The organism is Prosthecodimorpha staleyi (genome assembly GCF_018729455.1).
Classification (GTDB): domain Bacteria; phylum Pseudomonadota; class Alphaproteobacteria; order Rhizobiales; family Ancalomicrobiaceae; genus Prosthecodimorpha; species Prosthecodimorpha staleyi.
Window position 1 is genome coordinate 164688 of sequence record NZ_JAHHZF010000007.1, and the last position, 17130, is coordinate 181817.

General features: G+C 69.8%; 20 protein-coding genes. 6 read left to right on the plus strand and 14 right to left on the minus strand.

Translation table 11 applies throughout. The features are described from left to right. Positions 1-55 precede the first annotated feature (55 nt). Complete coding sequence (locus tag KL771_RS15325) at positions 56-436, minus strand: YraN family protein (protein ID WP_261969419.1); 381 nt, start codon at positions 434-436, stop codon at positions 56-58. Beyond that, positions 433-1353: a 16S rRNA (cytidine(1402)-2'-O)-methyltransferase gene (gene rsmI / locus KL771_RS15330; RefSeq protein ID WP_261969420.1), complete on the minus strand. Its 921-nt coding sequence runs from the start codon at positions 1351-1353 to the stop codon at positions 433-435. The genes KL771_RS15325 and rsmI overlap by 4 nt, the downstream gene beginning before the upstream one ends. A 164-nt stretch (positions 1354-1517) precedes the next feature. Here rsmI and KL771_RS15335 point away from each other — a divergent pair, with 164 nt between their 5' ends. Beyond that, positions 1518-2726 carry a penicillin-binding protein activator gene (locus tag KL771_RS15335; RefSeq protein ID WP_261969421.1) on the plus strand — a complete coding sequence of 403 codons (1209 nt, stop codon included), beginning with the start codon at positions 1518-1520 and terminating at the stop codon, positions 2724-2726. A 73-nt stretch (positions 2727-2799) separates the two neighbouring features. Here the strand turns inward: KL771_RS15335 and hemW are convergent, their stop codons facing one another. Genes hemW through rph form a run of 3 tightly spaced genes read right to left on the minus strand, consistent with a single transcriptional unit; the run spans position 2800 to position 5312 of the window. Beyond that, positions 2800-3954, minus strand: a complete 1155-nt coding sequence (gene hemW, locus KL771_RS15340) for a radical SAM family heme chaperone HemW (RefSeq protein WP_261969422.1) — start codon at positions 3952-3954, stop codon at positions 2800-2802. A 9-nt stretch (positions 3955-3963) separates the two neighbouring features. Continuing rightward, on the minus strand, positions 3964-4602 hold the full coding sequence (gene rdgB / locus KL771_RS15345; RefSeq protein WP_261969423.1) for an RdgB/HAM1 family non-canonical purine NTP pyrophosphatase: 639 nt from the start codon (positions 4600-4602) through the stop codon (positions 3964-3966). After that, positions 4599-5312, minus strand: a complete 714-nt coding sequence (gene rph, locus KL771_RS15350) for a ribonuclease PH (RefSeq protein ID WP_261969424.1) — start codon at positions 5310-5312, stop codon at positions 4599-4601. Before rph ends, rdgB begins: the two co-directional genes overlap by 4 nt. 167 nt (positions 5313-5479) lie before the next feature. On the opposite strand from rph, the gene hrcA reads away from it, so the two are divergent. The 3 genes from hrcA (at position 5480) to hslU (ending at position 8693) form a co-directional block, all read left to right on the plus strand. After that, entirely contained in the window at positions 5480-6559 is a 1080-nt protein-coding gene (gene hrcA, locus KL771_RS15355) for a heat-inducible transcriptional repressor HrcA (RefSeq protein ID WP_261969425.1), read from the plus strand. Between the two features lie 165 nt (positions 6560-6724). Continuing rightward, positions 6725-7288 carry an ATP-dependent protease subunit HslV gene (gene hslV, locus KL771_RS15360; protein ID WP_261969426.1) on the plus strand — a complete coding sequence of 188 codons (564 nt, stop codon included), beginning with the start codon at positions 6725-6727 and terminating at the stop codon, positions 7286-7288. 88 nt (positions 7289-7376) lie between these two features. Continuing rightward, on the plus strand, positions 7377-8693 hold the full coding sequence (hslU, locus tag KL771_RS15365; protein WP_261969427.1) for an ATP-dependent protease ATPase subunit HslU: 1317 nt from the start codon (positions 7377-7379) through the stop codon (positions 8691-8693). Between the two features lie 42 nt (positions 8694-8735). On the opposite strand, the gene KL771_RS15370 is transcribed toward hslU, so the two are convergent. The 4 genes from KL771_RS15370 to KL771_RS15385 form a co-directional block, all read right to left on the minus strand. After that, on the minus strand, positions 8736-9107 hold the full coding sequence (locus KL771_RS15370) for a helix-turn-helix domain-containing protein (protein WP_261969428.1): 372 nt from the start codon (positions 9105-9107) through the stop codon (positions 8736-8738). After that, positions 9104-9724: a Smr/MutS family protein gene (locus tag KL771_RS15375; protein ID WP_449301122.1), complete on the minus strand. Its 621-nt coding sequence runs from the start codon at positions 9722-9724 to the stop codon at positions 9104-9106. Before KL771_RS15375 ends, KL771_RS15370 begins: the two co-directional genes overlap by 4 nt. A 33-nt stretch (positions 9725-9757) precedes the next feature. Then, positions 9758-10849 carry a murein transglycosylase A gene (mltA, locus tag KL771_RS15380; protein WP_261969430.1) on the minus strand — a complete coding sequence of 364 codons (1092 nt, stop codon included), beginning with the start codon at positions 10847-10849 and terminating at the stop codon, positions 9758-9760. 88 nt (positions 10850-10937) lie between these two features. Beyond that, the gene (locus KL771_RS15385; protein WP_261969431.1) at positions 10938-11669 is read right to left on the minus strand and encodes a Tim44/TimA family putative adaptor protein; all 732 of its coding nucleotides are present in this window, start codon (positions 11667-11669) and stop codon (positions 10938-10940) included. 198 nt (positions 11670-11867) lie between these two features. Here KL771_RS15385 and KL771_RS15390 point away from each other — a divergent pair, with 198 nt between their 5' ends. Both KL771_RS15390 and secB read left to right on the plus strand, forming a co-directional pair. Further along, positions 11868-12398 carry an FxsA family protein gene (locus KL771_RS15390; protein ID WP_261969432.1) on the plus strand — a complete coding sequence of 177 codons (531 nt, stop codon included), beginning with the start codon at positions 11868-11870 and terminating at the stop codon, positions 12396-12398. A gap of 140 nt (positions 12399-12538) precedes the next feature. After that, positions 12539-13018, plus strand: coding sequence for a protein-export chaperone SecB (secB, locus tag KL771_RS15395; RefSeq protein ID WP_054359273.1), 480 nt, complete (start codon positions 12539-12541; stop codon positions 13016-13018). 82 nt (positions 13019-13100) lie between these two features. Here secB and dnaQ read toward each other — a convergent pair whose 3' ends face one another. Genes dnaQ through KL771_RS15420 form a run of 5 tightly spaced genes read right to left on the minus strand, consistent with a single transcriptional unit; the run spans position 13101 to position 16805 of the window. Further along, positions 13101-13826 (minus strand): DNA polymerase III subunit epsilon, encoded by a 726-nt coding sequence (gene dnaQ, locus KL771_RS15400; RefSeq protein WP_261969433.1) that lies wholly within the window; start codon positions 13824-13826, stop codon positions 13101-13103. A gap of 36 nt (positions 13827-13862) precedes the next feature. Next, positions 13863-14495, minus strand: coding sequence for a dephospho-CoA kinase (coaE, locus tag KL771_RS15405; protein WP_261969434.1), 633 nt, complete (start codon positions 14493-14495; stop codon positions 13863-13865). After that, complete coding sequence (locus KL771_RS15410) at positions 14492-15376, minus strand: shikimate dehydrogenase (protein ID WP_261969435.1); 885 nt, start codon at positions 15374-15376, stop codon at positions 14492-14494. The genes coaE and KL771_RS15410 overlap by 4 nt, the downstream gene beginning before the upstream one ends. Beyond that, positions 15373-15966 carry a Maf family protein gene (locus tag KL771_RS15415; protein WP_261969608.1) on the minus strand — a complete coding sequence of 198 codons (594 nt, stop codon included), beginning with the start codon at positions 15964-15966 and terminating at the stop codon, positions 15373-15375. Before KL771_RS15415 ends, KL771_RS15410 begins: the two co-directional genes overlap by 4 nt. A gap of 5 nt (positions 15967-15971) precedes the next feature. Next, entirely contained in the window at positions 15972-16805 is an 834-nt protein-coding gene (locus KL771_RS15420) for a pyruvate, water dikinase regulatory protein (RefSeq protein WP_261969436.1), read from the minus strand. Positions 16806-17130 lie beyond the last annotated feature (325 nt).

Sequence of the window (17130 nt, forward strand, 5' to 3'; positions counted from 1 at the left end):
TTCGTGTACCGCCCCCCGGGGCGGCCGACAATCCGGCGCGACACTCGGCAGGATGTCACGCGCCGGGCCGGAAGGCATCCGGCATGTGGTGCGGCCAGCGCCGCGGCACCACCGCAACGAGGTCGAATCGCTGGTCGAAATCCTGCAGGGCAGGCCGGCGCATGATCCATATCTCGGCAGCCGCCGCGATGCGCCCGGCGGTGCGATCATCGAGCGCCTCCAGGGCCGCGTCGAGCGTGGCGCGCGCCTTGACCTCGACGAAGACGACCGTGCGGCCCTTGCGGGCGACCAGATCGATCTCGCCGCCCGCCGCCCGGAAGCGGCGGTCGAGGATGGCATAGCCCTTCAGCCGCAGAGCCCAAGCCGCGCGCGTCTCCGCCGACAGGCCCCAGCGATAGGCCAAGACGCGCGACGGATCGGCGGCCGGCCGTTTCATTCCTCGGCGTCCGCGGTGGATTTCAGCTGCAGGGCGCGTTCGTAGAGCGCCTTGCGGTCGGCGCCGAGCAGGCGGGCAACCTCGGCCGCCGCCTTGCCGGGCGGCAGGCGGCCGAGCGCGGCGGTCAGCATGCCGTCGATATCGGCCGCGCTCGCCTCTTCGTCGGCCGGGGGTCCGACCACGATGACGATCTCGCCGCGCGGGTCGCGTTCGGTCCACCGTGTCGAGAGTGTGGCGAGGTCGCCGCGCACGACCTCCTCGAAGGCCTTGGTCAGTTCCCGGCCGACCGCGCCGGGCCGGCTTGGGCCGAGCACGGCGGCCAGCTCGACGAGGGTCTCGGCGAGGCGGTGTGGCGATTCGTAGAAGACCAGCGTCGCCTTGACGGGGGCCAGCTCCTCGATGCGGCGCCGGCGCGCCTCGGTGCGGCTCGGCAGGAAGCCGGCGAACAGGATCGTATCGCTCGGCAGCCCGGAGGCGACCATCGCGGCGAGCAGCGCCGAGGCGCCGGGGATCGGGATCACCTTGCGCCCCTCCCCGATCGCCGCCTCGACCAGCTTGTAGCCGGGGTCCGACAGCAGGGGCGTGCCGGCATCCGAGACCAGCGCAACCGACCGGCCTTCCGCGAGCAGCGCCAGCAGGCGCGGGCGCTCGGCGGCGGCATTATGCTCGTGATAGGCGGTCATGCGCGTGCGGATGCCGTAGCGGTCGAGCAGCACGCGCGTGACACGGGTATCCTCGCAGGCGATCAGATCGGCGCCGGCCAAAGTCTCCAGTGCCCGGACGGTCACATCGCCCAGATTGCCGATCGGGGTCGAGACGATGTAGAGAGCCGGCTCGGGACGTGCCGCCTCGAAACGCGCCGGCCCGATGTGGTAGGCTGTGCGGCTCGGGGGTCTGGTGGCATCGTCCTGCTGCATCGTCGGCTCTCCGGATCGGACAAGCTCTATCCGACCCGTGTCGGCCGGGCCACAGCCGATCGATCGGTATCCGTGTTTTGACCTGCAGTCATCCTGAGGCCACAATCCCGCACCCTGTTCGACCTGCTACCTGTTCGAACCGTCAGCTTTCCGGAGATCCGCCCGTGCCGTTCGCTGCCCGCCGCCCCACCGGATCGTCGCGTCTGGCGCAGGCCGTCGTGATCGCGTCGGTCCTGGCGCTCGGCGCCTGCAATACCGGCGGCGGTGGTCCGACCGCCGGCCTGTTCGGCGGCGAGAAGCAGACCACCGCGGCACCGCCGCCGAACAATCCGCCGGTGATCGGCGCCGGCGGCGTCAAGATCGCCATGATCCTGCCGACCACGGCCGGCGGCCAGTCCGGGCAGCTCGCCCAGCAGCTGAAGAACGCCGCCGATCTCGCCGTGCAGGAATTTCCCGGCGCGAACATCCAGATCGTCGTCAAGGACGACGGCGGCACGACCGAGGGCGGCCAGGCCGCCGCCAGCCAGGCGGTCGGCGAGGGCGCCCAGCTGATCATCGGCCCGCTCAATGCGGTCGCCGCACGCGGCGTCGCCGGCCCGGCCCGCCAGGCGGGCGTGCCGGTCGTCACCTTCACCACCGACACCAGCGTGGCCAGTCGCGGCGTCTATCTGATCGGCTTCCTGCCCTCGACCGACGTGGAGCGCATCGTCGCCTTCGCGGCCTCGCAGAACCGGCGCAGCTTTGCCGCGCTGGTGCCTGACGACGCCTACGGCTCGGTCACCGAGGCCGCCTTCCGGCAGGCCGCCGCCCAGGCCAATGTGCGCATTCTCGGCATCGAGCGCTATCGCGATGCCACCGAGATGACCGCCAAGGCGCAGACCATCGCCAAGCTCGGCGGCCAGATCGATGCCGTCTTCGTGCCCGACGTGGCGCAGAATGCAGCCATGGCGGTGCAGGCCATGACGGGGGCCGGGCTCGACCCGCGCAAGGTGAAATTCCTCGGCACCGGCCGCTGGAACGATCCGGCCGCCCTCGCCTCCCCGGCGCTCGTCGGCGCCTGGTATCCGGCGGTCGACCCGGCCAAGGTCGACGGCTTCAAGGCGCGCTACCGGCAGACCTATGGCGGCGAAGCGAGCCCGCTGGCGGTGCTCGGCTACGAGGCCGTGTTCCTCGCCGCCGGCCTCGTCCGCAATGCCGGCCCGAACCCGTTCCGCGAGGACGTACTCCTGTCGCGCAACGGCTTCCTCGGCGCCACCGGCGTGTTTCGCTTCCGCCCCGACGGCATCAGCGAGCGCGGCCTCGCCGTGTTCGAGATCACGCAGGGCGGCTCAAAGATGGTCGGCCCGGCCGAGAAGGCGTTCAACGGGACCTGAGCGCCGTCGGGCGGCGGCGCTGTTCGCAGCATTTTGATCACTTCGCGCGGCCTGCCGACCTCCGATAGTGCACTCACGCCGCCAGATCGGCGACAATCGCGTCCAGAATCGCAAAGCCGGCCGGGGTGGCGCGCAGGCGGCCATCGGGGGTGGTCTCGACCAGGCCGTGGCCGGTCAGATCGGCGAGCCGGCTCGGATCGAGCGCGCGGCCGGAGATGGTCTCGAAGCGGGCGAGATCGAGCCCCTCGGCGAGGCGCAGGCCCATCAGCAGATACTCGTCGCCCTGCTCGTCGAGGGTCAGGAGATCGTCGACAATGCGGCCGTGGCCTTGCGTCTCGACCCGCTGCAGCCAGCGCTCCGGCACCTTCTCGTCGGCGGTGGCATGGCGGCCGTCGCCCAGCACGAGCCGGCCATGGGCGCCGGGGCCGATGCCGACATATTCGCCATAGCGCCAGTAGACCAGATTGTGCCGGCATTCCGCGCCCGGCACGGCATGGTTGGAGACTTCGTAGGCCGGCATGCCGGCGGCCTCAAGCAGGCCGCGCGTCGCCTCGTAGAGATCGGCGGCGGTGTCCTCGTCGGGCGTGATCAGCTTGCCGAGTCGGTGCAGGTCGGCGAAGCGCGTGCCCTCCTCGATGGTCAGCTGATAGACCGACAGATGATCGGCGGCGAAATCGAGCGCATGGCGCAGTTCCGCCGTCCAGGCCTCCACGGTCTGTTTCGGCCGGGCATAGATCAGGTCGAAGGACAGCCGCGGGAAAGTCGCGCGGGCGAGCCCGATCGCCTTCAGGGCCTCTTCGACATTGTGCAGCCGGCCGAGGCTCTTCAGGTCCGCGTCGTTCAGCGCCTGCACGCCGAGCGAGACGCGGTTGACGCCGGCCGCCCGGTAGCCGCGGAAGCGCTCGGCCTCGACGCTGGACGGGTTGGCCTCCAGGGTGATCTCGACATCGCTCGCCAGCCGCCAATGCCCGGCGATGGCGTCGATCACGGCGCCGACGGTCGTCGGCGCCATCAGGGACGGCGTGCCGCCGCCGAGAAAGACCGAGGTGACGGTCCGCCCGGGCACCAGCGCGGCGTCATGGGCGATCGCCGCCGTCAGGGCCCGCGCCCAGCGCGCCTGGTCGGGCGGATCGTGGCGGACATGGCTGTTGAAGTCGCAATAGGGGCACTTGGCCGCGCAGAAGGGCCAGTGCAGGTAGATGCCGAAACCGGGCTCGGTGGCGCTCATCGGCTCCGCTCAAGCCTCCAGGCAGGCGCGGGCGAACAGCGAGAAGGCGCGAGCCCGATGCGAAAGGCCGTCGCGGCCGGGACCGCGGCCGTGCTTCTCCTCGCGCGTCATCTCGCCGAAGGTGCGCGTCTCGCCCTCGGGCAGGAACATCGGATCGTAGCCGAAGCCGAGGTCGCCGCGCGGCGGCCAGACCAGCGTGCCGTGGACTTCGCCGCGGAAGGTTTCGATATGGCCGTCCGGCCAGGCGAGGCAGAGCGCGGCGACGAAATAGGCGTGCCGGGCCTCGGGCGCGACCGCGCCCTTCTGCTGCAGGAGTTCCTCGACATTGCGCATGGCGCGGCCGAAATCCTTGTCCGGCCCCGCCCAGCGCGCGGAATAGATGCCCGGATCGCCACCGAGCGCGGTGACGGCAAGACCGGAATCGTCGGCGAGCGCCGGCAGGCCGGAGGCTTCCGCCGCCGCGCGCGCCTTCAGCTCGGCATTGGCCTCGAAGGTCGTGCCGGTCTCCTCGGGCTCCGGCAGGCCGAGGCTGCCGGCCGAGACGGCGTCGAAGCCGTAGGGCCGGACCAGATCCTCGATCTCGATCAGCTTGCCCTTGTTGTGGGTGGCGACGACCAGCCGGCCGCCGGCGAGGCGGCGCGCCGTCACAGGATGGCCATGCGCTGGAGGTCGACCAGGCGGGCGATGCCGCCGCGGGCGAGATCGAGCAGGGCGTTGAGCTCCTCGGGCGTGAACGGCTTGCCCTCGGCGGTGCCCTGGATCTCGACGATGCCGCCGGAGCCGGTCATAACGAAATTGGCGTCGGTCTCGGCGGCGGAATCCTCCGCATAGTCGAGATCGAGCACCGGCGTGCCGCGATAGATGCCGCACGAGATGGCGGCGACATGATCCTTCAGCACCTTGCCGTCGACCATCTTGCGCACGCGCATCCATTCCAGGCAGTCGCGCAGCGCCAGCCAGGCGCCGGTGATCGCCGCCGTGCGGGTGCCGCCGTCGGCCTGGATCACGTCGCAGTCGATCGAGATCTGCCGCTCGCCGAGCGCCTCCAGGTCGACCACGGCCCGGAGCGAGCGGCCGATCAGGCGCTGGATCTCCTGGGTGCGGCCGGACGGCTTGCCGGAATTGACCTCGCGCCGGGTCCGGTCATGGGTCGCGCGCGGCAGCATGCCGTATTCGGCCGTGACCCAGCCGCGCCGCTGGCCGCGCAGCCAGGACGGCACGCCGTCCTCGAGGCTCGCGGTGCAGAAGACGTGGGTATCGCCGAACTTGACGAGGCACGAGCCTTCCGCATGCTTGGACACCCCGCGCTCCAGCGTGACGGGGCGCAATTCGTCGGGGGCGCGTTTGGACGGACGCATGGGAGCCTCGGTCGGTTCGAAGGAGCGATGTCGGGTGGGTCGGGACGGTTCCGTAGCCGAGGCAGCCGGACGCATGCAAGCAAAATGGCCCGATCCCGGGAACGAGAATTGCACGGTCGGCGCCGCCGTGGTTCCATCTTCCTCCCTCCAACCTGTCAGAAAGTCCGATGATCCAGCCCCCGAAGGTCCCGCAAGCCGGCTCGCTCGCCCAGATCGACGAGCGCTCGCGGGAGATCTTCCGCCGCATCGTCGAATCCTATCTTGAGACCGGCGAACCGGTCGGTTCGCGCAATGTCTCGAAGGTGCTGCCGATCGCGCTGTCGCCGGCCTCGGTGCGCAACGTGATGCAGGATCTGGAGCATCTCGGCCTGATCTACGCCCCGCACACCTCCGCCGGGCGGCTGCCGACCGAGATCGGGCTGCGCTTCTTCGTCGATGCCTTGATGGAGATCGGCGATCTCAGCCTGGAGGAACGCACGCGCATCGAGGCCGAGGTCAAGGCCGGCGGGGCGCCGCGCTCGTCCGAGCAGGTGCTGACCGAGGCGAGCCAGCTCCTGTCCGGCCTGTCGCGCGGCGCCGGCATCGTGCTGACCAACAAGTCCGACCTGCGCCTGAAGCATATCGAGTTCGTTCGGCTGGAGCCCGGCAAAGGCCTCGTTGTGCTGGTCGGCGAGGACGGCAATGTCGAGAACCGGATCGTCGACCTGCCTGCCGGCCTGCCCTCCTCCGCCCTGGTCGAAGCCGCCAATTTCATCAATGCCAATATCCGCGGCCGGACGCTCAACGAGGCGCGCGCCGAAATCGAGCGGCTGCAGATCGAGCGCCAGGCGCAGCTCGACGAACTGACCGCGCGCGTGGTCGAGGCCGGGCTGGTCAGCTGGGCGGGCGCCGCGGAGGGTCGGCCGCAGCAATTGATCGTGCGCGGCCGCTCGAACCTGCTCGAGGACGTGAAGGCGGCCGAGGACCTGGAGCGGCTGCGGCTGCTGTTCGACGATCTCGAACGCAACCGCGACCTGATTCAGCTGCTCGGCTCGGCCGAGCGCGGCGACGGCGTGCGCATCTTCATCGGCTCGGAGAACAAGCTGTTCTCGCTGTCCGGCTCGTCGCTGGTCGTCTCGCCCTATCGCGACAAGGAGAACCGCATCGTCGGCGCCCTCGGCGTGATCGGCCCGACCCGGCTCAACTACGGCCGCATCATCCCGATGGTCGACTTCACCGCCAAGGTCGTCGGCCACCTGCTGGGCTAAGGCACACGGCGGCGCGGACGGCGGGTGCTGGCAATTCCGCAAAGCCATGCCTACATGCCGGTCCGACCACCCCTGCCCCAGCGTTCCCGTCCCGGCGGACCGGCGATCTTCCTGCTGCCGTCCGTCCGCTCCGCCGTTCCGGAACCGCTCCCGGAGTATCCTTTCATGGACGATACCCGTTCCTCCGCCCCCGTCTGGCACGGCACCACCATCCTGGCGGTGCGCAAGAACGGGCGCGTCGTGCTGGCCGGCGACGGCCAGGTCAGCGTCGGCCAGACGGTGATGAAATCGACCGCCCGCAAGGTCCGCTCGATCGCCAAGGGCGAGGTCATCACCGGCTTCGCCGGCGCGACCGCCGATGCCTTCACGCTGTTCGAGCGGCTGGAAGCCAAGCTCGAACAGTATCCGCGCCAGCTGACCCGCGCCTGCGTCGAACTCGCCAAGGACTGGCGCCAGGACCGCTACCTGCGCCGGCTGGAGGCGATGATGCTGGTCGCCGACAAGGGCGTCACCCTGGTTCTGACCGGCACCGGCGACGTGCTCGAGCCCGAGGGCCATGTCATGGGCATCGGCTCCGGCGGCAACTATGCGCTCGCCGCCGCCAAGGCGCTGATGGATACCGACCACGACGCCGAGACCATCGCCCGCAAGGCCATGGCGATCGCCGCCGAGATCTGCGTCTACACCAACACCAATCTGACGATCGAATCGCTGGCGAGCGAGCTCTGATGGCGGCTTCGCCGCTGGCGGCCCTGCCACTCGCCCGCCGCTCCCGCCGTCACACCACTTTGCGGCTCCGCCGCCCGGACACGCCCCGATGACCAGTTTCTCCCCGCGCGAAATCGTCTCCGAACTCGACCGCTACATCGTCGGCCAGAAGGACGCCAAGCGCGCCGTCGCGGTCGCGCTCCGGAACCGCTGGCGCCGCCAGCAGCTCCAGGGCGCCATGCGCGACGAGGTGCTGCCGAAGAACATCCTGATGATCGGCCCGACCGGCGTCGGCAAGACCGAGATCTCGCGCCGGCTGGCCAAGCTCGCCAACGCGCCCTTCCTGAAGATCGAGGCGACCAAGTTCACCGAGGTCGGCTATGTCGGCCGCGACGTGGAGAGCATCGTGCGCGACCTGGTCGAGGTCGGCATCGGCCTCGTCAAGGCCGCCAAGCGCGAGCAGGTGCAGGCCAAGGCGCATCTCTCCGCCGAGGAGCGCGTGCTCGACGCGCTGGTCGGCAAGGGCGCCAGCCCGGCCACCCGGGAGGCCTTCCGGGCCAAGCTGCGCGCCGGCGAGCTCGACGACAAGGAGATCGAGATCGAGGTGGCGCCGGCCGGCCCGGGCGCCGGCATGCCGAATTTCGAGATGCCCAACCTGCCGGGCGGCGTCGGCGTGATCAATATCGGCGAGATGATCGGCAAGGCCCTCGGCGGCAACCGGAAACCGCGGCGCGTGCAGGTCAAGGACAGCCACAAGCTCCTGATCGCCGAGGAATCCGACAAGCTGCTCGATCAGGACCAGGTCGTCCAGGAGGCGATCCGGGCGGTCGAGGATGACGGCATCGTGTTCCTCGACGAGATCGACAAGATCTGCGCCCGGTCGGACAGCGTGCGCGGCGGCGCCGACGTCAGCCGCGAGGGCGTGCAGCGCGACCTGCTGCCGCTGATCGAAGGCACGACGGTGGCGACCAAATACGGGCCGGTGAAGACCGACCACATCCTGTTCATCGCCTCCGGCGCCTTCCATGTCGCCACCCCGGCCGACCTCCTGCCCGAGCTGCAGGGCCGCCTGCCGATCCGCGTCGAGCTGAAGCCGCTCGACCGTGAGGATTTCCGCCGCATCCTGACCGAGACCGAGGCCAGCCTGATCAAGCAGTATGTCGCGCTGTTGCGGACGGAGGGCGTCGAACTGGTCTTCACCGACGACTGCATCGACGAGATCGCCTCGGTCGCCGTCGACATCAACGCGACGGTCGAGAATATCGGTGCCCGCCGGCTGCAGACCGTCATGGAACGGATCCTCGACGATATCTCGTTCACGGCGGCGGACCAGTCCGGCCAGACCATCACGGTCGACCGCGCCTATGTCCGCGCCCATATCGGCGACCTGGCCAAGAACGCCGACCTGAGCCGGTTCATTTTGTGAATCCGGTCGGCCTGGGCAGCGTCGACCGGAGCGGGTGAGGCCTCAGACCCCGTCCTTGGCGGCGGCGGCGCGCAGGCGGAAGGTGAGGTCGCGCAGGGAGGCCTTGGACAGGCCGCGGATGCGGGCGGCGAGCAGGTTGGCGAGTTCGGTCGCCTCGGGCTCGAGGCCCGAGGTGTCGATCACGATGCGCGGGTCGGAGGCCTCGGCGAGGCGCTGCAGCTCCTCGGCCTCGTCCCAGATGACGTTGAAATAGGCGATGATGCGCTGGACCATGAACCAGGTCGGCACGCCGCGCTTGCCATGTTCGAGCGCCGACAGATAGGCGGCCGAGACGCCGAGGCCCTCGGCCATCTGGCGCAGCGTCACGCCGCGCTGACGGCGCAATTCGCGCAGCTTGGCGCCGAACGGGGTCATGGCTCGATCTCGATCGTCAGGTGGCGCGGCCGGCGCAGGCGGACATAGAGCGCACCGGCGCCGCCATGGGCGGTATGGGCCTCGTCGAAGCCGATCACCACGTCGCGCAGGTCCGGCATGGCCAGCCATTGCGGCACGACCCGGCGCAGGATGCCGCGCTCGGTGCCGTCGAGCGCATAGGGCCCCGACGAACTACGGCCCTTGCCGGTGATCACGATCACCATGCGGGCGCCGCGGGCCTGCGCGCCGGCCAGAAAACGGCGCAGTTCGCGATAGGCGTCGTGCTGGGTCATGCCGTGCAGGTCGAGCCGTTCCTCGATCGCCATGGTGCCGCGCACCAGCTTGCGCCGGGTGCGCGTGTCGATCGGGGCCAGCGGGGTGGGCGAGGGCTTGGCCTTCGGCTTGCCGGCGGTCCCGGATGCGTCGGGCGCAGGATGGCGCGGCGGCGGCGGATGGGCGGTCGGAGAGGCGGCCGAGACGGGCGCATCGTCGTGGACCGGCTCGGTCAGCGGTTCGGCCGGGGCGGGAGCGGCCGCCTTGCGGCGCCGGCGGCGGGCGAGGAGCGGGGAGACCGATTCGGCCACCTTGTCCCAGAGCGCCTTCTCCTCCTCGCTCAAGCCACGATTGCGTCGCCGCCCGCCGCCCATCGTTCACTCCTTCGGCACGAGCAGCACGAAGGCACGGGGCGCGTGCCGGATCAAGCCGGCGCGACGTCCCGCATCCGCGCCGCAGCCGACGAAGACATCGCCGCGCGCCGGCCCGACGATGGCCGAGCCGGTATCCTGGGCCATCATCAGCCGTCGGAACGGCGTCAGTGCGCCGTCGGACCCGAGCGGCAGGTCGGCATCGAGGTAGATCGGCGTGCCGAAGGTGTGCAGCAGCCGGTCGACCGCCAGCGACCGGCCAGGCGTGATCTGCACCCCCGCCGCCGCGACCGCGCCGAGGCCGGGATCGAGGTCCGGCGTCTCGCGGAAGAAGATGTAGGAGCGGTTCTCGCGCATCAGCGCCCGGCCGCGCGCCGGATCGGCCTTCAGCCAGGCGATCAGCCGGTCGGCGGTCATCTCCGCGGCCGGCGCAACGCCGCGTTCGACAAGCAGCCGGCCGATCGACGTATAGGGCCAGCCGGCCTTGCCGTCATAGGTCACCCGCAGGGTGCCGCTATCGGCGAGACGGATGCGGGCCGAGCCCTGGACATGGATGAAATAGGCCTCGACCGGGTCCTCCAGATAGACCAGTTCGAGCCCGCGGCCGGCCAGCACGCCGTCCTCGATCGCGGCCCGGTCGTGATAGGGCACGATCCCGTCCGGGCTCGACCGGGCGAAGGCGAAGGCCGGATCGAGGCCGGGCGGCCGGTTGTGGTCGCGGATGTCGACGAGATCGTCAGGGCGCCGGTACAGCGGCACCGTGAAGCGGGCGGAGGGGACGCGCGAACCGTCGACTTCCGGCTCGAAATAGCCGGTCAGGAAGGGCGTGCCCTCGGCCGGCTCGACCGCCATCGGGCGAAACCGGGCCTCGAAGAAGGCGCGTGCCGACCGGTCGTCGAAGGGCGCCGCCTCCAGGGCGGCGCGTGCGATACGGACGAGCGCCGCGCCGTCGACGCCGAGCGCCCGGGTCCGCGGCGGCTCGTCGATCATCCGGGCGGCGGAGAGCAGGAAGGCCGTCATGGCCTCGCCGTGACGATCCTCGGCCCAGCCGGGGAGGGCGGCGAAGGGCAGGTCGCGAAGGCGGAAACCGATCGGCATGTCGGGCATCGGGCTCGGCGGGGTCGGGGTGAGCCCTGGAGCCGGCAGCGCCGGGGCGCAGTCGGCGCGGGATCTGGGAGGCTGGCGATCAGTCCGGCGTCTTGGTGGCGACCAGGTACCAGTTCGGATCGGCGGAGCCGGCATTGCGCTCGAAGGTCCAGATGTCGACCAGGTCGGAGACCTTCGTCGGATCGCCGTCGATCACGTCGCCCTGGGCATTGCGGGTCACGGTGATCAGCTGGCTGACGAAACGCACGGTGATCTGGACGAAATTGGCGCGCATCCCTGCTTCGACGATCTCGGCCTTGTCGATGCCGACGAAGGTGGTCTCGACCTTCTCGCCGCGGGATTCGCGATCCTGGATCGCCGCGGAGAAGCCGTCGAAGACCTCCTTGGAGAGGAGCGGGCGCAGGGCCTTGCGGTCGCCGGTGGCGAAGCCGGTGACGATCATCTCATAGGCGGCGCGGGCGCCGGCCAGGAAGTGGTTCGGCTCGAAGGTGCGGTCGGCGGCCATGACGGCGCGCAGGGCGCGGTCGAGCGCGCTGCCTTCCGGCACCGGTTCGCCGGTCTCTCCGACGGGCTCGGGCCCGGACCCCGGAGCGCCGCGCGGGGGCATCGGGATGACGTTGTCACGATCGCCGACCTCGGGACGATCGCGGCCCTGATAGGGATCGACCGGCGGACGCTCGCTGCCGGTCTTGCGGCCGAGCACGCTCCTCAGCCGCAAAAATACGACCACCGCGAGCACGAGGAATATGATGTTGTAGAAGTCGAGTATTTGACCCATCGTCTCCCGGACCTCGCTCGCGGCGGCGGCCATGGAGCGGTCGCGTCGCGTCGTCTGTTATGTAGTCTATCCCGAAGCGGGATCCAGACGGAAGCGCAACAGGATCGACGCGTCGGCGCGCACATCCGGCGACGGCTCTTCCCTGATGACGCCGCAATCCCCATGTGGATCTGCGCCCGCCGTCGACGGATGCCGTATCGGACATCGGGACATGACAGAGGATCCGCCGCAATGCCCGCCGGGCTCATCCTGCTTCTGGCCTTCCTGGCCTGGCCGTTTCTGGAGATCGCCGCCTTCATCGCGGTCGGGCGCGAGATCGGCATCCTGCCGACACTGGCGACCATCGTCGGCACTTCGTTTCTCGGCGCCGTTCTTCTGAAGCAGCAAGGCATGGCGGCGCTGATGGCGATCCGTCGGGAGATGCGGCACGGCGAACTGCCGCCGCAGGCGATCGGCCATGCCGCGCTGATCGGGCTGGGCGGCCTCCTGTTGCTGCTGCCCGGCTTCGTCAGCGACATCTTCGGCATCCTCCTGTTCCTGCCGCCGATCCGCTCCCTGATCCTGGCCGCCCTCGCCCGCAACGCCACCATCGTGGTCGTGCGCGGGCGCCGATCCGGCGTCGGCCGCACGGTGGTCGATCTCGACCCGGAGGAATGGCACGAGACGACCCCACCCGCGTCGCGGCCCCACCCGACCGCGCAGCCCGACCCGACCGCGCGGCCGCGGATCACCGGGCCCGACGAGGATGGGCGCCGGCCGTAACGGCACGGCGTCTTTCCGGCAGCAAAGCCCCGTCCTTGTGACGGCGGGTGCAACGTGCTAGCGGAATTGCGCCTTTCGGGGCGTGCGACCGTCGACAGCCGGTCCGGCCCACCAATCGAGGACCACGGATCATCATGAGCATGGACGACGGCAACGGCACCAGCATGGGCCCCGGCGAAGGCGCCGCCCCCTCGGTCAACGTGCTGGCCCAATATGTGAAGGATTTCTCGTTCGAGAATCCGAACGCGCCCCAGTCGCTGCAGCCGCGTGAAGCCGGGCCGCAGCTCAACATCAACGTGAATGTCGGCGCCCGCCCGCTCTCGGCGACCGAGTTCGAAGTCGACCTTTCGCTGCAGGCCCGTGCGGGCCAGGGCGCGGAAGTGATCTTCGCGGTCGAGCTGGTCTATTCCGGCCTGTTCCGCATCACCAACGTGCCGGAGGAGCATCTGCACCCCTTCGTGCTGATCGAGTGCCCGCGGCTGCTGTTCCCGTTCGCGCGCCAGATCGTCGCGGACGCGACCCGCAACGGCGGCTTCCCCCCGCTGATGATCGACCCGATCGACTTCGTCGCGCTCTATCAGCAGAATCTGGCGCAGGCCCAGGCCGGCCAGCCGAACTGATCCTTGCCCGATCAACACCCGGTCGGATTGGGGGCCGTCCTTCGGGGCGGCCCTTTCGTTTGCGTGCGGCGCCCCGCCGACGTCATCCGGCCGCGGCCGTCGGTGCCGGGTCTTCGGCCTCGTATTTCTTCCAGACCGACTGCTCGCCGAGCTTGGCGACAAAAGCCTGATGGGCCGCCAGTTCCTCCGCGGTCAGGCGCGGCGGCAGCGGCTCGGGGCGTGGGCCGGCGCGGCGCCGTGCGACGAAGCCGCCGCGACCGTTGCCGCCGTCGGATGCCGACAGGCCGAGGGCGGCCTGCTTGCCGCCGATCAGCTCGATATAGACCTCGGCGAGCAGTTCGGAATCGAGCAGGGCGCCGTGCTTGGTCCGGCGGCTGTTGTCGATGCCGTAGCGCGAGCAGAGCGCGTCGAGCGAGTTCGGCCCGGCCGGATGGCGGCGCTTGGCCAGCGCCAGGGTATCGAGGACCAGTTCCGGCGGCACCGGCGGCATGCGCAGCCGGGCGAACTCGGCATTGATGAAGCCGATGTCGAAGGAGGCGTTGTGGATGACCAGCCGCGCATCGCGGATGAAGGTCGCAAAATCCTCGGCGACGGCCGCGAAGACCGGCTTGTCCTTCAGGAACTCGTCGGACAGCCCGTGCACGTCGAAGGCCGCCTTGGGCATCGACCGCTCGGGGTTGATGTAGACATGGTAGCTCTGGCCGGTCGGAATATGGTTGACCAGTTCGACGCCGCCGATCTCGACGATCCGGTCGCCGGTGCGCGGGTCGAGCCCGGTGGTTTCCGTGTCGAGTACGATCTCACGCATGCTGGGTCATCCCGGTCGAAGCGAGACGGAATCGAATCACTCGGCCCCCTTTGTGGCAAGGGGCCGCCGGCCGGTTGTCCCCGACGACATCTGCGCCAGGACGCGCAGAAGGCCATCGACCTGGATTTCGGCCGCCGCGAGCCCGCGGCCGGTGTCGATGACGAAATGCGCCCGCCGCCGCTTCTCCGCATCCGGCACCTGGCGCGCCAGGATGGCGTCGAGCTTGGCCTGCGTCATGCCCGGGCGGGCCATCACGCGGGCGCGCTGCACGGCCGCATCGGCCGAGACGACCGCAACGGCATGGACGCGCGCCGCGCCGCCGGTCTCGAACAGGAGCGGCACGTCGAGCACGACGACCGGCCGGCCGCCCCGGCGCGCCGCGTCCAGGAAGGCCGTCTCCTCGGCCCGGACCAGCGGATGCACGATGGCCTCCAGGCGCCGGATCTCATCGGGACGACCGAGCACGCGCGCCGACAACAGATCGCGGTCGACGACGCCGTCCCGAGAGGTGCCCGGAAAGGCCGCCTCGATCGGAGCGACGGCGGCACCGCGATAGAGCCGGTGCACGGTCGCGTCGGCCTCATGCACCGGGATACCGCGGGCCATGAACATGGCGGCGGTGGTCGATTTGCCCATGCCGATGGAGCCGGTCAGGCCGAGGACGATCATAGTGCGCGGCCCTCGATATCGGCGACGATCCGCGCCCTGAGGCCGGCATCGACGGACGGCCGGAGCCCGAACCAGCGCTCGAAGCCGGGCACGGCCTGATGCAGCAGCATGCCGAGCCCGTCGACGGTGCGGAGCCCCCAGGAGGTGGCCAGATCCAAGAGATCGGTCACCAGCGGAACGTAGACGATGTCGGTGATCAGCGCATCGCCGCGCGCGCCGCGCAGATCGAGGCCGATGTCGCCGATGCCCTTCATGCCGAGCGAGGTGGTGTTGACCAGGATGCGGGCGTCCCAGAGTAGGGCCTGGCGCGCCTCCCACGGATAGGCCTCGCTGCCGCCGCCGAAGGTGCGGACGAGGTCCTCGGCCCTGGCGACATTGCGGTTGGCGATCTTGGGCCGGAAGCCGCGCTGGATCAGCGCCCAGACGACCGCCCGGGCCGCGCCGCCGGCGCCCAGCACAAGGGCAGGGCCGGGCTCTTTGTCCCATCCGGGTGCCGTCTCGTCGAGATTGGCCAGAAAGCCCAGGGCATCCGTGTTCGTGCCGTAGAGCTTTCCACCGTCGACCCACAACGTATTCACAGCCCCGATGGCGCGCGCGACCGGCTCGACCTCGTCGCAGGCGGCCAAGGCGGCCTCCTTGTGTGGCACGGTGACGTTGCCGCCGGCATAGCCGCTTTCTGGGAAGCGCTCGAGGAAAGCATGAATCTCGTTCGGCGCGACGGCGACGCGCTCGTAGGTGCCGTCGAGACCGGTGCGGTCGAGCCAGTAGCCGTGGATCAGCGGCGAGCGGGCGTGATCGACCGGCCAGCCGATGACGCAGGCGCGGGCGCCGAACCGTCCGGCGGCAGGCGGGGAGACGGCAGGGGCCGTAACCGCGGTCATGGATCGATCAGGCCCCGGGCTCTGAGTTCGGCGAGGAGCGGCAGCATCGGCAGCCCCAGGATGGTGAAATAGTCGCCTTCGATCCGATCGAACAGCCGGATGCCGAGCCCTTCAAGCTGGTAGCAGCCGACGCTGCCCAGCACCGCATCACCGGTCGCATCGAGATAGGCACCGATCGAATCCGCCGAGAGCGGCCGGACCGTCAGGCTGGCCGAGGACAGGTGCCGCCAGACCACGCTGCCGTCGACGGCCAGCGACAGGGCGGCATGGAGCTGATGGGTCCGCCCGGCGAGGCGCGCAAGCTGGGCTTCGGCACCGGCGCGGTCATCGGCCTTGACGAAGAGCTCCGGCCCGAGCCCGAGCGTCTGGTCGGCGCCGAGCACCAGGTCGCCCGGACGGCGGCGCGAGACGGCCAGTGCCTTGGCGTCGGCGAGATGGCTGGCGATCGTTGCCGGATCGGCCCCGCTTAGCAGCAGCGGGGCCTCAACGTCGCGTTCGTCGATGCCGGCGCCTTCGACATCGAAGGCGATGCTGGCGCGGGTCAGCAACTCGATGCGGGTTGCGCTCTTGGAGGCGAGGACGAGGCCCATGCCGGTCACGCGAGCGGCCCCTTGCGGTCGCGCTGGAGCGCGATGATGCCGGCTGCGGTCTCCTCGATCGAGCGGCGGGTCACGTCGATCAGCGGCCAGCCGTTGTCGGCACAGAGCCGGCGCATCTGGGCGATCTCCTGGGCGATGGCCTGGCGATCGACATAGCTGGTGTCGAAGGCCCGGCTTCCGAGCGAGAGGACCCGGTTCTCGCGGATCTGGGCGATCCGCTCGGGGCTCGCCACCAGACCGACGATCAGCGGCCGCGTCGCGGCGAAGACCGATTCCGGGATCGGAACCCCGGGGACGAAGGGGATGTTGGCCACCTTCACGCCGCGATTGGCCAGGTAGATCGAAGTTGGCGTCTTGGAGGTGCGCGAAACGCCGATCACGACGACATCGGCGTCGTCGGCATCCTCGGCCAGCTGCCCGTCGTCATGGACCAGGGTGAAGTTGAGCGCGTCGATGCGTCGGAAATAGGAGGCGTCGAGCTCGTGCTGGGCACCGGCCTTGTAGGTCTGGGCGACGTTCAGATAGGTCCGGAACACATCATGGACCGGCGACAGGACCGACACGCAGGGCGCACCCTGATCGCGACAGAAGCGCTCCAGCCGCTGAGCCAGTTCGGCATTGACCAGCGTATAAAGGACGATGCCCGGCGAGGCCTCGATCTCGATCAGGGCGCGGTCGAGCTGGCGGTCGTTGCGCACAAGCGGATGGACATGCTCGATCGCCTCGATGGAATCGTATTGGGCGGCGGCCGCCCGGGCGACGGTGATCAGGGTCTCGCCGGTGGAATCCGAAACCAGATGGAGATGGAAATAGTTGGTCACCTTCTGCACGGAGTTTTCCCCAGCCTTCGGCCGATCCGTGGAAAACCCGGCCGGATCGCGTGTCGACCGGCCAGTCATACCCCTCGGGCAAAAACGATCAACAGGGACCTTCGCCGGAGAGAGTGCGAAGCCGGCTTTTCCCGATCGTTGGGCAAGGGGCCCGAACCGAGACGGTCATGGACTCCCTATCCACAGCGGGCTGTCTCCGCTGACGGTCGTTAATGCCTTGTTTACCGCGGTAAACGAATGGTTAACGCCGGAGCCGTGGATAAATCTACCGCGCCGCAGCACCCCTCGGCAACGCCCTGTGGCGTTTCACGTGAGTCATTGTGGA

What these genes read in the sequence shown, in the direction of transcription:
- mltA (WP_261969430.1), bottom strand. Translation starts at nt 10,849, where the DNA reads ATGCCGATCGGTTTCCGCCTTCGCGACCTGCCCTTCGCCGCCCTCCCC.
- KL771_RS15415 (WP_261969608.1), bottom strand. Translation starts at nt 15,966, where the DNA reads ATGGGCCTCGTCCTCGCCTCCAAGAGCGCAACCCGCATCGAGTTGCTG.
- dnaQ (WP_261969433.1), bottom strand. Translation starts at nt 13,826, where the DNA reads ATGCGTGAGATCGTACTCGACACGGAAACCACCGGGCTCGACCCGCGC.
- KL771_RS15325 (WP_261969419.1), bottom strand. Translation starts at nt 436, where the DNA reads ATGAAACGGCCGGCCGCCGATCCGTCGCGCGTCTTGGCCTATCGCTGG.
- rph (WP_261969424.1), bottom strand. Translation starts at nt 5,312, where the DNA reads ATGCGTCCGTCCAAACGCGCCCCCGACGAATTGCGCCCCGTCACGCTG.
- hslV (WP_261969426.1), top strand. Translation starts at nt 6,725, where the DNA reads ATGGACGATACCCGTTCCTCCGCCCCCGTCTGGCACGGCACCACCATC.
- secB (WP_054359273.1), top strand. Translation starts at nt 12,539, where the DNA reads ATGGACGACGGCAACGGCACCAGCATGGGCCCCGGCGAAGGCGCCGCC.
- KL771_RS15370 (WP_261969428.1), bottom strand. Translation starts at nt 9,107, where the DNA reads ATGACCCCGTTCGGCGCCAAGCTGCGCGAATTGCGCCGTCAGCGCGGC.
- rsmI (WP_261969420.1), bottom strand. Translation starts at nt 1,353, where the DNA reads ATGCAGCAGGACGATGCCACCAGACCCCCGAGCCGCACAGCCTACCAC.
- hslU (WP_261969427.1), top strand. Translation starts at nt 7,377, where the DNA reads ATGACCAGTTTCTCCCCGCGCGAAATCGTCTCCGAACTCGACCGCTAC.
- hemW (WP_261969422.1), bottom strand. Translation starts at nt 3,954, where the DNA reads ATGAGCGCCACCGAGCCCGGTTTCGGCATCTACCTGCACTGGCCCTTC.
- KL771_RS15385 (WP_261969431.1), bottom strand. Translation starts at nt 11,669, where the DNA reads ATGGCCGCCGCCGCGAGCGAGGTCCGGGAGACGATGGGTCAAATACTC.
- coaE (WP_261969434.1), bottom strand. Translation starts at nt 14,495, where the DNA reads ATGATCGTCCTCGGCCTGACCGGCTCCATCGGCATGGGCAAATCGACC.
- KL771_RS15390 (WP_261969432.1), top strand. Translation starts at nt 11,868, where the DNA reads ATGCCCGCCGGGCTCATCCTGCTTCTGGCCTTCCTGGCCTGGCCGTTT.
- hrcA (WP_261969425.1), top strand. Translation starts at nt 5,480, where the DNA reads ATGATCCAGCCCCCGAAGGTCCCGCAAGCCGGCTCGCTCGCCCAGATC.
- KL771_RS15410 (WP_261969435.1), bottom strand. Translation starts at nt 15,376, where the DNA reads ATGACCGCGGTTACGGCCCCTGCCGTCTCCCCGCCTGCCGCCGGACGG.